Source organism: Streptomyces sp. NPDC049970 (assembly GCF_040660235.1).
Classification (GTDB): domain Bacteria; phylum Actinomycetota; class Actinomycetes; order Streptomycetales; family Streptomycetaceae; genus Streptomyces.
This window is the reverse complement of the sequence record NZ_JBFALP010000002.1, coordinates 216,730-229,846: the sequence shown is the minus strand read 5'-3', so window position 1 is coordinate 229,846 and position 13,117 is coordinate 216,730. Positions and strand designations below refer to the sequence as shown.

The 13,117-nt window shown below is 72.4% G+C and carries 11 protein-coding genes, 2 tRNA genes and 2 pseudogenes; 5 read left to right on the top strand and 10 right to left on the bottom strand.

Going from position 1 to position 13,117, the window contains the following annotated elements; translation table 11 throughout:
- Positions 1 to 31 precede the first annotated feature (31 nt).
- Positions 32 to 105 (top strand) — tRNA-Lys (locus AB0I83_RS04390).
- Between the two features lie 59 nt (positions 106 to 164).
- Here AB0I83_RS04390 and AB0I83_RS04385 read toward each other — a convergent pair.
- From AB0I83_RS04385 to AB0I83_RS04375, 3 genes are all read right to left on the bottom strand, one after another.
- Positions 165 to 755 carry a lytic polysaccharide monooxygenase gene (locus AB0I83_RS04385; protein ID WP_356538218.1) on the bottom strand — a complete coding sequence of 197 codons (591 nt, stop codon included), beginning with the start codon at positions 753 to 755 and terminating at the stop codon, positions 165 to 167.
- 170 nt (positions 756 to 925) lie between these two features.
- Positions 926 to 2,728 (bottom strand): SPFH domain-containing protein, encoded by a 1,803-nt coding sequence (locus tag AB0I83_RS04380; protein WP_363303795.1) that lies wholly within the window; start codon positions 2,726 to 2,728, stop codon positions 926 to 928.
- 475 nt (positions 2,729 to 3,203) lie between these two features.
- Entirely contained in the window at positions 3,204 to 4,490 is a 1,287-nt protein-coding gene (locus AB0I83_RS04375) for a peptidoglycan-binding protein (protein WP_363303555.1), read from the bottom strand.
- Positions 4,491 to 4,658: 168 nt separating this feature from the next.
- On the opposite strand from AB0I83_RS04375, the gene AB0I83_RS04370 reads away from it, so the two are divergent.
- Positions 4,659 to 4,732: transfer RNA gene (locus AB0I83_RS04370), tRNA-Lys, on the top strand.
- 144 nt (positions 4,733 to 4,876) lie between these two features.
- On the opposite strand, the pseudogene AB0I83_RS04365 reads toward AB0I83_RS04370, so the two are convergent.
- A pseudogene (locus tag AB0I83_RS04365) lies at positions 4,877 to 5,284 on the bottom strand (MarR family transcriptional regulator); the annotation flags it as partial.
- 117 nt (positions 5,285 to 5,401) lie between these two features.
- Positions 5,402 to 5,605, bottom strand: a pseudogene (locus AB0I83_RS04360) (helix-turn-helix domain-containing protein); the annotation flags it as partial.
- A 222-nt stretch (positions 5,606 to 5,827) separates the two neighbouring features.
- Between AB0I83_RS04360 and AB0I83_RS04355 the strand changes: the two are divergent.
- Genes AB0I83_RS04355 through AB0I83_RS04345 form a run of 3 tightly spaced genes read left to right on the top strand, consistent with a single transcriptional unit; the run spans position 5,828 to position 8,258 of the window.
- Positions 5,828 to 6,499, top strand: coding sequence for a DUF4097 family beta strand repeat-containing protein (locus tag AB0I83_RS04355; RefSeq protein WP_356535622.1), 672 nt, complete (start codon positions 5,828 to 5,830; stop codon positions 6,497 to 6,499).
- A 14-nt stretch (positions 6,500 to 6,513) separates the two neighbouring features.
- Positions 6,514 to 7,476, top strand: a complete 963-nt coding sequence (locus tag AB0I83_RS04350; RefSeq protein WP_363303554.1) for an ATP-binding cassette domain-containing protein — start codon at positions 6,514 to 6,516, stop codon at positions 7,474 to 7,476.
- Entirely contained in the window at positions 7,473 to 8,258 is a 786-nt protein-coding gene (locus AB0I83_RS04345) for an ABC transporter permease (RefSeq protein WP_363303553.1), read from the top strand. Before AB0I83_RS04350 ends, AB0I83_RS04345 begins: the two co-directional genes overlap by 4 nt.
- 329 nt (positions 8,259 to 8,587) lie before the next feature.
- Here the strand turns inward: AB0I83_RS04345 and AB0I83_RS04340 are convergent, their stop codons facing one another.
- The 5 genes from AB0I83_RS04340 to AB0I83_RS04320 form a co-directional block, all read right to left on the bottom strand.
- A complete protein-coding gene (locus tag AB0I83_RS04340; RefSeq protein ID WP_363303552.1) occupies positions 8,588 to 9,259 on the bottom strand; it encodes a class F sortase in 672 nt (223 codons plus the stop codon).
- 1 nt (position 9,260) lies between these two features.
- Entirely contained in the window at positions 9,261 to 9,821 is a 561-nt protein-coding gene (locus AB0I83_RS04335; RefSeq protein ID WP_363303551.1) for a hypothetical protein, read from the bottom strand.
- A gap of 66 nt (positions 9,822 to 9,887) precedes the next feature.
- Positions 9,888 to 10,682 carry an HAD-IIA family hydrolase gene (locus AB0I83_RS04330; protein WP_356535627.1) on the bottom strand — a complete coding sequence of 265 codons (795 nt, stop codon included), beginning with the start codon at positions 10,680 to 10,682 and terminating at the stop codon, positions 9,888 to 9,890.
- A gap of 142 nt (positions 10,683 to 10,824) precedes the next feature.
- On the bottom strand, positions 10,825 to 11,694 hold the full coding sequence (locus AB0I83_RS04325) for a hypothetical protein (protein ID WP_356840985.1): 870 nt from the start codon (positions 11,692 to 11,694) through the stop codon (positions 10,825 to 10,827).
- Positions 11,695 to 11,955: 261 nt separating this feature from the next.
- The gene (locus tag AB0I83_RS04320; RefSeq protein ID WP_363303549.1) at positions 11,956 to 13,086 is read right to left on the bottom strand and encodes an ROK family transcriptional regulator; all 1,131 of its coding nucleotides are present in this window, start codon (positions 13,084 to 13,086) and stop codon (positions 11,956 to 11,958) included.
- Positions 13,087 to 13,117 lie beyond the last annotated feature (31 nt).

The following is a 13,117-nucleotide window of genomic DNA, read 5'->3' as shown; positions in this document are numbered from 1 at the left end:
TGGGGACCAGGTATTATTTTCGAGTCGACCGGCGCCGTTAGCTCAGTTGGTTAGAGCAGCTGACTCTTAATCAGCGGGTCCGGGGTTCGAGTCCCTGACGGCGCACAGACACCACAGTGGGCGGTCTCCCTCCGAGGAGACCGCCCACTGTGCGTCGTACTGGATCAGAACTGCACGTCGGAGCACGCATAGAACGCGTTGCTGGTGTCCGCGACGTTCCAGACGGCCAGGATGATGTGCTTCCCGGTCTTCTGGGTGGGCATCGAGCCCTGGTGGGTCAGTGTCGCCGGGGGCTGCTGGTTCCCGTACGGCACCGTCATGAAGGGCTGCGACTCCAGGGCGGCCCTGGTGAGCGGCTTGCTGGAGTCCCAGCCGTTCTTGGTGATGTAGTACCGGAAGTCACTCGTGGAGTGCCGGGCCGTGAACTGCCAGCGGAAGCTGTACCCCTGCCCCGAGGTGACCTTGGTGGCGGGCCAGCCGCCACCGCGCGGGTCGTCGAGCTGGGCGAAGGTGCTGTTGCCGCCGGCGCAGATCTTGCCGTCCGCCGGCCCTGCCGCCGGGAAGCCCTTGGGGCCCTCGACGCTCTGCGGCTCCCACTGGATGTTGCCGCAGTTGGTGACGGTGCCGTTGGCGCAGAGTTTCTGCCGGCTGATGGGAGTGTCCGTGTAGCCGTGGCTGCTGGCGCTGCCGGTCGCGAACATGGAGACGCCCGCTATCGCCAGGCCGATGACGGCCGCACTTGCTCTTTTCCGCATGCTGAGTCGCTCCTCGAGAACGTGGGGGATGTTCTGGGGATGTTCTGAGCTGTGCTGCGCGCGCATCACTGTTGCGGTCTAGACCAAGTCCAGATTATTGACGCTGCATGAACATGTCCAGACCAATGTGGCTCGGGTTTCAGCGCGCTCCCCGGTGCGGGCGGAGGCGGTCAGGCCCCCTCCGTACCGCTGCGACCCGTGTAGAAAGCCACCGTCAGATCCCTGACCAGCGCCTTGTGTTCGTAGGCATCGAGCTCGACGATGCCGCGCGCGGTCAGTCGGCCCACCGTGTCGTCCACCGCGTCGACCACGGAGGTGAGCACCCCGTCCCGGTGCTTCGCGTCGATGGCGGCCACCCTGCACCGCTGCATCGCCGCCGCGACCTCCGGGGCGTACTCGATCCCGGTCGGCTGGGCGGAGTACACCTCGATGCCCACGGGTTCGCAGTCCGCCCTCAGCACCCGGGTCAGCGCGTCGCCCACCGCCTCCGCGTCGCGCAGGGTGCGGGTGTCCTCGTGGAAGGCGTCGGCCGGCAGCTGCGAGAGCACCCGCGCGAGCGCCGCCTCCACCTGGTCGCGCAGATAGCACTCGTGGTCCGCGACTCCGAACGTGGCCCGCACCGTGTCCTTCACCCGCCAGACGACGAGGACGACGACCCGCAGCGAGGTGCCGCTCGCGTCCACGGCGGGCAGCGGCTCGCTGCGCCAGTGCCGCAGCCGTACGTCGACGCGCCGACGCAGCAGGAGCGGCGAGATCCACAGCAGGCCGGTGCGCCGGACACTGCCCCGGTAGTCCCCGAAGAGCGTCAGCACCGAGGCGTACCCGACCCGTCCCCGGCCGAGGCCGCCGAGCGCGAACAGGGCGACGGTCACCAGCAGGGCGATGAGCGCCCAGGCCCCGGTGCCTACACCTTCGTACGCACGGGCACCGATCCCGAGCCTGTCGGTCACGGCTGCCGGCAGCGCGCCGTGCCACCACAGCACCGCGACCCCGGCGGCCGTGCCCGCCGCCGCGGTGAGCAGTGCCGCCCAGCCGGGCAGTACGGGTCCGGGCCGCTCGGCGAGCCGGGGGTCGGCGAGCGGCGCGGGCCGGCCCGTCGTACGCATCCGGGACGAGCGCGGCACGGGCGGGCGCCCGGCACCGGGCCGCTGCACGACGCGGGGCGCGGCGGTCCCGCCGCTGTGGTCGTCGTCGCGGAAGAGCAGGTGGACGGGGATGGGCGCGGTGGTCTCGGTGCTGATGACGGGCTGCCGTCGCCCGGCACCCCACCAGGCGACGGGATCGGCGGCGCCGACGGTCATGGTCACCGGGGCTCGCTCCTCCTCCTCCTCGGGCGGCCGGGGCGTGCTCACGGGAACCCGGACGACGTCCTCCGGCAGCCGGGACACGCCTTCGGGCAGCCCGCCACCGTCGGGGCACGGCTTCCGGAGCCCGACACCGTCCCGGCCGACCGCCGACTCCCGGTCGAGCACCGGCCCCGCCTCCACGACCGGCGCCGCGTCCGGGTCCGACTCCGTGTCCCGCTCCGGGTCCGGGTCCGTATCCGACTCCGCGATCGGCGTCGGCATCAGCTCGGGCTCCGTCGCGCGGTCGACCGGGGTCACCGGGGCGGGGTGCGCCGCGGGTTCCGCGTCGGCCGCGATGTCCTGCGCGACCAGGTCGACCGTGGGGTCCGGGTCGGGTGAGGCCGCGGGGTCCGCAGTCGGCTCGGCCTCCCGTGCCGGCGTCTGCCCGGCGACCGGCTCCGCGTCCCGCGCCTGGGGCAGGTCGGCTTCGGGCTCCACCCCCCAGGCGGGCCTCGGTTCCGCCCATGCCGGCTGCCCCGTGCCCCAGCGCTGCTTCGGTCCGGTCGGAGGCTCGCCGCCCCACCACGGCTCCGCCTCCGGCACGGTTTCGACCACCGGCCCCGCACCCCACCTCGGTCCCGGTGCCTCCACGTGGGCCACGGGGGCCACGGGCTCCACGGAAGACAGGGGCTCCACGGACGACACAGGCTCTACAGACGTCAGGTCGAACTCCGCTACGAGGCCCAGGGGGTCGCTGCCGCCCGACGCCCTGCCCACACCCGCCACCGCGTCCAGCGCCGGCCCCAGGTCGGCCGGGATGTCCTCGACATCGACCGCGTCCACCACGTCCACCGCGGCAAGGACCGCCGTGCCCTCCGAGGGTGCCACGGCACCCCACGCGGGCTCGGAGACCGTTGGTACCTCCCTCAACTGCTCCGGCACGGGGGCCGGTTCCGGCGTCCACCACTCCGGGAGCGCGCCCTCCCCCGCCTCCTCCCGCACCGGCGGTTCCCCACCGGGTGCCTCGACCGCCGTGTCCCTCGGGCCGGGTCCGGGTACGACGACCCGCGCGCCCCTCTCGCCCAGCTCGTCCCACTCGCCCCGTACGTTTTCGGTGGATCGCATTCCCGCCTCCGTCATGTCCGTTCCGTCACCTCAGCCGTCACGCGAAGAGCCGTCGCCATGTCTCCGGCCCCGGGTATCCGTCCGCCGCGCCGCCGCTCCAGCCCTGGGCCCGCTGGAAGGCCTCGACGTTGCGGCGGTCGGCCTCGGTCCAGCTCCGTCCGGGGCCCGTCACGTAGTGCTTGCCGTATCCCTTCTTCACCAGCTGCGTGCCGAGCGCGAGTACGTGGCCGTTGGACCGACCGGGCCGGAAGGAGCTCGGCCCCGGATACGCCTCGGCCGTGCTCGGGCTGCCGCCCGCACCGGCGGCGGGGATCTTCCGGCCGGTTCCGTCGACCAGCAGCCGCCAGGTGTGCGGCCCCGGGACGCCGTCGGCCTCCTTGCCCTTCCACCCCTGGGCCAGCTGGAACGCCCGGGTCGCCCGCTTGTCCGCGTCGCTCCAGCGCGGCCCGGCGCCCTCCTTGTAGAAGCGCTTGCCGCCCTGGGCGATGAGCAGCTTCCCGAGCCGGGTCACATGCGCGTTGTTCGCGCCGGGGCCGAACTTCCCCGCCCCGGGGAACGCCGTGGCCGAGCCGCTGCCGCCCGCCCCGCTGACGACGCCCTTGTACCGGTAGGCCACGTACTTCGACGAGTTGCTCCAGTACGCCATCGGAGTCGTCGCCTTGCGCGCGTGCGGGCGGGTCAGCTCGTACGCGAGGTAGTGACTGTGCGTGTGGTCGCTCCACCCGCCGAAGACCGTGACATGCGAGCCCGCCGCGGGGTCGGCCAGGTTGTGGAAGAGGAGGATGTCGCCGGGTTGCAGATCGGCCCGGGCGATCTTCGTACCGTGGGCGGCGAGGCTGCCGGTCCATTCGTTGCCGCCGAGGTTCCAGGCCATCGACACGAAGCCGGAGCAGTCCTGCCGGTACCCGTCCGACCAGTACGCCGCCATGTCGTAGGGGACCTTCGCGGTCACCCATTTCTTGGCGCGGTTGATGATGTCGGCCCGGGTCGTCGTGCGCTGGGCCGTGCTCGGCGCGGAGGGAGGCCCCGAGGCTCCGCCGCTGTTCAGGGGCCCAACGGTGCCCTGCGGGGTGACCGGCTGGGGGTCGGCCGACGTGTCGGCCAGGGCTCTCGGGCCGGCGGCGGCCGCGGCGGCCTGGTCCGCCCCGCAGGACAGGACCACCCCCGCCGCGGTGACCAGCACCAGGGCCCGCCGCGCGCCGTGCGCGGCCGGGTGCCCGCCGTACCGCACGGGCAGGGCGGCGGCGGTGCGCCGACCCTGGGCGCAACCGGTGCACCCGCAGTCGGCAGCGGGTGCGTACTCCTCGAAGACCGGCACTGTCATGCGAATCCTCTTCCCATCGGCAGTCGTCCAAATCTTCCGTATGTCAACTTTCACGGCATATCTCATGTTGACTGACTAAATGGAAAAAACGACCATCCGACAGGCCGTGGGGGCGGGAATTGGTCAGGAGCACCTCCGCCCATCGGGTAAAGTTCTCCAGGTCAGCAGGCGCCGTTAGCTCAGTTGGTTAGAGCAGCTGACTCTTAATCAGCGGGTCCGGGGTTCGAGTCCCTGACGGCGCACGCAACAGTAGGGCCCCTTCACTCAGCGTGAAGGGGCCCTACTCGTGTTCCGTGCGGCGCGCAAGCCCCCGTGAGGGCGCCTCCCGCCACCCCAGTGCGCCCGCTTCACTCAAACCCGTGGACGTCCGGCGAGCTCGGCTCCCCTCACGCCTCCTCGGGGGTCGCCCCCGGCTTCGTGAAGAGGACCTCGCGGGCCTGCTCCGCGGCGCGGGCGGTGCTCTCGGAGACGAAGTCGAGGAAGCGGGCGATGTTCTCCAGGCGGGTGGCGGCCTCCGTGCCGGGGCCGAGGACTCCGACTCCCTGCCGGGCGGTCTCGACGACCTGGGCGGCCGCGCGGGCACTGGCCGTCATCGACTCGTACCAGATGTCGTTGTCGACGACGTAGCGCTCGCGGCGTTCCTCACGCTCCCGGCGGATGAAGGCCTGGCTGTCCAGGAACGCGACCGCCTTGGAGACGGAGGCCGGGCTGACCTTGAGCCGCTCGACGAGTTCGGCGGCGGTGAGGCTGCCGGAGTCGGTGATGGTCAGGGCGGCCAGCACCCGGGCCATCATCTTGGGCATGCCCGACTGCATGAAGACCTGGGTGAGCGTCTCCTCGTAGTCGCGGACCGCCCCGGCGTCGCGTCCGTGCGCCTGTGGCACAGCCCTGGCGTCCCGGGGTGCGGCCTGTTTGCCGCGGTGGGCGCGCTGCTCGGTGGCACGGTGGGCGCGGTCGGCGCGGTAGGCGGTGGGTCCGCCGTTGCGCATGACCTCGCGCGTGATCGTCGAGGTCGGGCGTTCGAGGCCTCTGGCGATCTCGGCGTAGGCGAGACCGTCGGCCAGCCCCAGCGCGATCCGCCGGCGTTCCTGCTGGGTGAGCCTGCCTCCGGGCATCGCGGTCTCCTTCATGGTCCTCGGGGTCTCCAGCATAGCGTTCACCTTCATTTCATTGCAACGAGCAGGACGATTTCCGTTGCAATGAAACTCAAGCCGAACGCAATGAAATAGCGCCAACAGCCTGCCATTTAAGGGTTTTCGCTCGACAACCTGATTGCCGACCTACTGAACGCAACGTAGCGTTTCTTATGTCAGAAACACACGGCGAAGGAGAGCACGATGCAGAAGTACGACAGCCCGGCCCCGGTCACCGTCGCCCTGGACGTCCCCGCGGGACGTATCCGGTTCATCGCGGCCGACCGGTCCGACACCACCGTCGAGGTCCTGCCCGCGGACGCCTCGAAGGGCCGCGACGTGAAGGCGGCGGAACAGATCGAGGTCGCTTACGGCGACGGCGTCCTGCGGATCGAGCACTCGGCCGCCAGGAACCGGGTCCTCGGCCCTTCGGGAGGACATGTCGAGGTGACCGTCCAACTGCCCGTCGGCTCCCGAATCGAGGCGAAGGCGGCCGACGCCGAGTTCAGGGGTGTCGGCCGGCTCGGCGACGTCGCCTTCGAAGGCGCGCGGGCCACGGTCAAGATCGACGAGGCCGAGGGCGTCCGGCTCACCGTCCTGGCCGGCGACATCTCGGTCGGGCGCCTGCGCGGCACCGCGGAGATCAGCACCAGGAAGGGCGACCTCCACATCGCCGAGGCCCTGCACGGCACGGTCACCCTGCGCACCGAGCAGGGCGGCATCTCGGTCGGCGCCGCCCCTGGAGTCTCCGCCTCACTGGACGCGGGCACCGGCTACGGCCGGATCCACAACTCCCTCAGGAACACCGACGGCACCGCCGCCCTGAACATCCACGCGACCACCGCCTACGGCGACATCACCGCCCGCAGCCTCTAGAAGGAGCTCCTCCCATGACCGACCTGGCCATCGCGGCGAACGGGCTGCGCAAGTCGTACGGCGACAAGACCGTCCTCGACGGAATCGACCTGGCCGTCCCCCGCGGAACGGTCTTCTCACTCCTCGGCCCGAACGGCGCCGGCAAGACCACCGTCGTCAAGATCCTCTCCACCCTCGTCACCGCCGACGCCGGGGACCTGCGTGTCGGCGGCCACGACCTGGCCACCGACCCTCAGTCGGTACGGGCCGCGATCGGGGTCACCGGGCAGTTCTCCGCCGTGGACGGCCTCATCACCGGCGAGGAGAACATGCTCCTCATGGCGGACCTGCACCACCTGTCCAGGCACGAGGGGCAGCGGGTCGCCGACGGACTCCTCGAGCGTTTCGACCTGTTGGAGGCCGCGAAGAAGCCCGCCTCCACCTACTCCGGCGGCATGAAGCGCCGCCTCGACATCGCCATGACCCTGGTCGGCGGCCCTCGGATCATCTTCCTCGACGAACCCACCACCGGTCTCGACCCGCGCAGCCGCCACACCATGTGGCAGATCATCCGCGAACTCGTCGACGACGGCGTCACCGTCTTCCTCACCACCCAGTACCTCCAGGAGGCGGACGAGCTGGCCGACCGTATCGCCGTGCTGAACAACGGCACGATCGCCGCCGAGGGCACCGCCGACGAGCTGAAGCGGCTCGTCCCCGGCGGACACGTCCGGCTCCGCTTCACCGACCCGGCCGCCTACCGGTCCGCCGCGTCCGCCCTGCGCGGGATCACCGCGGACGACGAGGCACTGTCCCTGAGCATCCCGAGCGACGGCAGCCAGCGCGATCTGCGTTCCGTCCTCGACCGCCTCGACGCCGCCGGCATCCAGGCGGACGGACTCACCGTGCACACACCCGACCTCGACGACGTCTTCTTCGCCCTGACCGGCTCCACCGTGCCGGGCCAGGCCAACCAGCCCAAGGAGGCTGTCCGATGAGCTCCTTCTCACTCGCCGTCCGCGACTCGTCCACCATGCTGCGCCGCAACCTGCTGCACGCACGACGCTATCCGTCGCTCACGCTGAACCTGCTGCTCACCCCGATCATGCTGCTGCTGCTCTTCGTCTACGTCTTCGGCGACACGATGAGCGCGGGCATCGGCGGCGGCGACCGCTCCGACTACATCGCCTACATCGTCCCGGGCCTGCTGCTGATGACCATCGGTTCCACCGTGGTCGGGGCCGCGGTGTCCGTCTGCACGGACATGTCCGAGGGCCTCATGGCCCGCTTCCGCACCATGGCGATCCACCGGGGCTCCGTGATCATCGGGCACGTCGTCGGCAGTGTGCTGCAGTCGATCGCGAGCGTGGTCCTCGTCGGCGCCGTCGCCGTCGCCATCGGCTTCAGATCCACCGATGCCACGGCCCTGGAGTGGCTGGCGGCGTTCGGGCTGCTCACGCTGTTCGCCCTGGCGCTGACCTGGGTGGCGGTGGGGATGGGAATGGCCAGCCCGAACGCCGAGGCCGCCGGCAACAGTGCGATGCCGCTGATCCTCCTGCCGCTCATCTCGAGCGCCTTCGTACCCCTGGACTCGATGCCCGGCTGGTTCCGGCCGATCGCCGAGTACCAGCCCTTCACCCCCGCCACCGAGACCCTGCGCGGACTCCTCCTCGGCACCGGGATCGGCGACAACTGGTGGATCGCCCTGGTCTGGTGCGCCGCCCTCACCGCACTCGGCTACCGCTGGTCGACGTCGCAGTTCACCCGCGATCCCGAGTAGGCGGGATGTGCACGGGCCACCGGTCCCCGTCGGTCCTGGCGCCGGGCGCCCCGCCCGGATCCGGACAACCTGCCAGAAAATCACTGAGCCGCTCGGCCCGGCCGGCCTACAGTGTCGTGTCCGTACGAACGGCTCCGCCTCCCGCACGGTGCCCGGGTCACTCCCGCGGCCCGGCCCGCGCGGTCGAGGACCGGCCCGGCCGGCGGCTCCGAGGGGGAGCGGGCGCCGACCGGGCCGGGCAGTCCTCGCAGGACACGCGACTCGGGACTCGGGACGGACTCAGGACTAGGCACTCGGCACTCGGCACTCGGCACTCGGACCGAGTGCGTTCAGGCGCGGCTCCCGGCTTCGCCCTCGCCCGTCAGGTAGGCCGAGACGACGACGTTGGCCGTGTACGCATGGGCCTTGTGGTCGTACGTACCGCCGCAGGTGATGAGCCGGAGCTCGGCCCGCCCGTCCTCGCGCGGCCCGTAGGCCTTCTGCGCGTCGAAGCGTTCGCGGGTGAAGACCTGGACGTCGTCGATGGTGAACTCGGCGACCTTCCCGTCGGACCGGCTCACCCGGACCTTCTCGCCCGGCCGGGCCGCGCTCAGCCCGTAGAAGACGGCCGGCTTCGTCTCGGTGTCGACGTGTCCGACGAAGAGCGCGGCGCCCCCGGTCCCGGGCTCGGTGCCGTCGGCGTACCAGCCGACGGCCTTCGGTGTCGCGAACGGCGGTGGCTCGATGGCCCCTTCGTCGTCCAGACCGCGCCGCACGACGGCCGCGTCGATCCCGACGGAGGGGATCTCGACCCGTTGCGGCGCGGCCCCGTCGAGCGGGTCGTGGGCCGGGGGCAGCGGGACGCCCAGGGGGCGTCCGACCGCGGCGACGTCACCGGTCGTGGGGGCCGAGTTCCCGGCGGTGGCCGCACGGCCCCACAGCCAGAGGCCGAGCAGGAGTACCGCCCAGGCGACACCGGTCAGCAGCCGTCCGGTCCCGGTGGGCCGGTCCGTGGCGGTCATGTCAGTGGTGCGCCGGGCGGCGGCGGCGCGCACTGCGGAACGCGACGGCGACGGCCGCGACGGCGCCGAGGCCGAGGCCGATCACCGCGTGGCGGGTGCCGGGGCCCTGGGAGGCGGCTTCCTCGGCGAGGGCCGCGGTGCCTCCGCCGCCGGCCCGCACGGGGGCGACGGGCGAGGGACGGCCGTGGTGGAGGACCGTGACCGTGCCGGTCGCCTTTCCGTGGCCGTCCTTGCAGGTCACCCAGATCTCGTAGTCGTCGGGTGCGGCGTCGGAGCGGATCCGGGCCCGGGCGAAGAGGCCCTTGCCGTCGGCCGGGGCGAAGTGCGCCTCCGAGGCGAACGCCTCGGAGTTGCCCCGGGCCGCCCTGCCCTTGCCGCAGACGTCGACCCGGAGCTCCACCTCCCCACCCGGGGAGACACGGGACGGTTCGACCGAGACCGTTCCCGAACGCCGCTCGTCCCCGGAGTCGTCGGCTTTCGACTCGGCCAGGGCGGCGGACGCGGGAAGGGCTATCGTCGCGGCCGCCACGGCGGCACAGAAAGTGATGGACAGTGAGCGCATCGTAAACCTCCTGAGGGAAGGTTCACGCGTGGGGCGGCGTCCCGCATCCGCTGTCGGCCGGTCGGGTTACGGCGTGGGGAGGTCCACCAGGTCGACCAGGTCGGCGATGGACTCGACGACCGTGGAGGGCCGGAAGGGGTAGCGGTCGATGTCCGCCTCCGTGGTCAGGCCGGTGAGCACCAGGAAGGTCTGCATCCCCGCCTCCAGACCGGCGAGCACGTCGGTGTCCATCCGGTCGCCGATCATGGCGGAGGTCTCGGAGTGGGCACCGATGGCGTTGAGGCCGGTCCGCATCATCAGCGGGTTGGGCTTGCCCGCGAAGTACGGCGCCTTGCCGGTGGCCTTGGTGATCAGCGCGGCCACCGAACCTGTCGCGGGCAGCGGGCCCTCGGCGGACGGACCGGTCTCGTCCGGGTTGGTGCAGATGAAGCGCGCACCGCCGTTGATCAGCCGGATCGCCTTGGTGAGGGCCTCGAAGCTGTACGTCCGGGTCTCGCCGAGGACGACGTAGTCGGGCTCGTGGTCGGTGAGGACGTAACCGATGTCGTGCAGGGCGGTGGTGAGCCCGGCCTCGCCGATGACGTACGCCGTGCCGCGCGGCCGCTGGTCGTCCAGGAACTGGGCGGTGGCCAGGGCCGAGGTCCAGATGTTCTCCACGGGTACGTCCAGACCCATGCGCTTGAGGCGCGCGTGCAGGTCGCGGGCGGTGTAGATGGAGTTGTTGGTCAGGACCAGGAAGGGCAGACCGGAGTCCCGCAGCCGCTTGATGAAGGCGTCGGCCCCCGGGATCGGCGTGCCCTCGTGGATGAGGACGCCGTCCATGTCGGTCAGCCAGGATTCGATCGGCTTGCGCTCTGCCATGTGACGGGCTCCTGCCGTACGCACTGTGCACTCGAGGTGCCGGACGCCGGCGGCACCGCGCTGTGCAGCGCCGACGCCCCGATTTTAGGCTGCCCGTTCCGCCCGGAGGAACCGTTTGATCAGGGGGAACCTCCGCGACGGGTCAGCGGCTTCCCGCGCGCAGCCGTCTCGCGAGGACCATGGCGGCGCCTCCGGCGAGGACGAGCGCCCCCGCGGCGAGGCCGGCCGGCAGCGCGCGCGCCCGGCCGGTGCGGGCGAGTTCGGGCACCGGATCGCCTGCGGCGTCGCGCATGCCCTCGGTGTCGGCCGGCGCCTCGGTGCCGCCGTCGACGATGGCGAAGTGGTACGGGGCCGACTCCCCCACCCAGTCCCCGTCGGCGGCCCCGGCCTCCCCCTCGGACGTGTCCCGCGCGGTGCGCCGCTGGACGATGGCCGCGTGGGCCGTGACCTGGCCGGGGAGGGTGTCGGAGGTGAACGCCATCCGCACCTCGACGGTGACCGTCCTCTTCGCCGGGACGGTGAAGCCGGGGAAGTCGTCGTCCTGCTCCCCGCTGCCGAAGACGCCGATCTGCTCGTCGCGGTCGGTGGACTCCCAGTTGACCCGGTGCTCCTCGTCGGGGTGCGAGCGCTCGGTGAACTGAAGCTGGATCTGTTCGGCGGTCAGCTTCCGGTCCTCGTCGGTGAGCACCAGCACCGGATGGATGGAGCGGCACGGCTCGGCCGTGGCGTTCGTCAGGTCCAGGTACCAGGTGCCGTAGCCGCCGCCGGAGGCGTAGGTGTCGGGGCCGCCGTGGATCCGGGTCTCGATGGGGAAGTCCGCCGCGCCCGGATCACCGCAGGCGGGCAGCTCGGGTCCCGCGACCACGGCGCCGGTCACCGCCGGGGCGGTGACCGGGATGGCGATGGCGGCCGGGACGCCGAGAAGACCTGCCGGGACGGCGAGTCCGGCGGCGAGGCCGAGGCGGGTGAGCGCACGGCCGTCGCGCAGCCGTGCGGGGGGTCTGGTGGGCATGTGGCTCACCCTTCGCTGCTCGCGAGCGGTCGGGGCGGGGGCCACCGGCCGTGGAGGCGACGCTGCCGTGCGCGGCCGGACGCCGGGGCGTCGCCCCGTGGGTCGGTGCCCGACGCTGCCACGCGGGTACGGGGCGAGCCACCCGCCCGCGCCCGTTACCGCCCGTTCGGGCGTCGAAGTCCGCTCGACCGGCCCTGCGGGGGACCGGCACGCTCGGGGAGGGGCGGCCCGTGGAGGGAGGGGCAGGGGCCGCGTCGTCCGTCAGCCCCCTACGCCGCCGTCCTCGCCCGCCCGCCCGAAGAGCGGGGCAAGGACCAGTTGCGCGGCGCCCTCGGCGACCGGGCGGTCGCCGCCGCCCGCCACGGTGACGGGTACGGCGGTCCCTGTGCCCTCCCGGCGTGCGCGCTCCTCGATCACGGCGCGCACCCCGCTGACGTAGGTGTCCTCGTCGGCGGCGACCGTGCGTCCACCCAGGACGACCCGGTCGATGTCGAGCAGCCCGACCAGGTTGGCGGCGCCCGCCCCGAGGATCCTGGCCGCCTCGGCGACGTCCCCGCGGGCGGCGGCGGAGAGGCAGAGCGCCTCGACGCAGCCGCGCCCGCCGCAGTCGCACGGCGGTCCGTCGAGCTGGAGGGTCTGGTGGCCGAACTCCCCCGCACCGGTACGGGCCCCTCGGTGCAGGGTGCCGCCGAGGACGAGCCCGGCGCCGAGACCGGTGCCCAGGTGCAGGTACGCGAAGTCGGCCTCGGCGCGGTCGCGCAGGGCGAGGCCGAGGGCGGCGGCGTTGGTGTCCTTGTCGACGACGACGGGCAGTCCGGTGTGCTCGGCGAGGGCGTCGCGCAGGGGGTAGCCGTCCCACTGGGGAAAGCCGGTGACCCGGTGCAGCACGCCGTCGCGGTGGTCCAGTGGGCCGGGCAGGGCTGCGCCCACGCCGAAGACCCGGCGGTCCTCGGCCAGGGGGCCGTCGGCACGCACCGCCCGCACCGCGTGGGCGGCCGTCGCGAGGACCTCGGCGGCCGGGGCCCCCAGGTCGAGCGGGAGGGTGCGGGTCGCGACCGTGGTGCCGGCGAGGTCGGCGAGGACCGCGGTGAGCTCGTCGCGGTCCAGGTGGAGCCCGACGGCGTATCCGGCGTCGGGGACCAGCCGCAGCACGGTGCGCGGTTTGCCGCCGGTGGACGCGCGGCGGCCGGCGTCGGCGGCGAGGCCCTCCGCGCGGAGCCTGGCGGTGATCTTACTGACCGCCTGCGGGGTGAGTCCGGTGTGCTCGGCGAGCTCCAGCCTGCTGATGCCACGCTCACCGGCCACCCGCAGCAGGTCGAGGACGAGCGACGCGTTGTGGTGGCGCACGGCCGGCAGGTTCGCCCCGCCGCTTCGGCTGTTACTCCTGTTCACGGCTCCATTGTCCTCATCGCTTGCACTTTGG

Excerpts from the sequence above, each read along its gene's own strand:
- AB0I83_RS04325 (WP_356840985.1), bottom strand. The coding sequence starts at position 11,694 with ATGCCCACCAGACCCCCCGCACGGCTGCGCGACGGCCGTGCGCTCACC.
- AB0I83_RS04340 (WP_363303552.1), bottom strand. The coding sequence starts at position 9,259 with ATGACCGCCACGGACCGGCCCACCGGGACCGGACGGCTGCTGACCGGT.
- AB0I83_RS04385 (WP_356538218.1), bottom strand. The coding sequence starts at position 755 with ATGCGGAAAAGAGCAAGTGCGGCCGTCATCGGCCTGGCGATAGCGGGC.
- AB0I83_RS04345 (WP_363303553.1), top strand. The coding sequence starts at position 7,473 with ATGAGCTCCTTCTCACTCGCCGTCCGCGACTCGTCCACCATGCTGCGC.
- AB0I83_RS04375 (WP_363303555.1), bottom strand. The coding sequence starts at position 4,490 with ATGACAGTGCCGGTCTTCGAGGAGTACGCACCCGCTGCCGACTGCGGG.
- AB0I83_RS04335 (WP_363303551.1), bottom strand. The coding sequence starts at position 9,821 with ATGCGCTCACTGTCCATCACTTTCTGTGCCGCCGTGGCGGCCGCGACG.
- AB0I83_RS04330 (WP_356535627.1), bottom strand. The coding sequence starts at position 10,682 with ATGGCAGAGCGCAAGCCGATCGAATCCTGGCTGACCGACATGGACGGC.
- AB0I83_RS04350 (WP_363303554.1), top strand. The coding sequence starts at position 6,514 with ATGACCGACCTGGCCATCGCGGCGAACGGGCTGCGCAAGTCGTACGGC.
- AB0I83_RS04355 (WP_356535622.1), top strand. The coding sequence starts at position 5,828 with ATGCAGAAGTACGACAGCCCGGCCCCGGTCACCGTCGCCCTGGACGTC.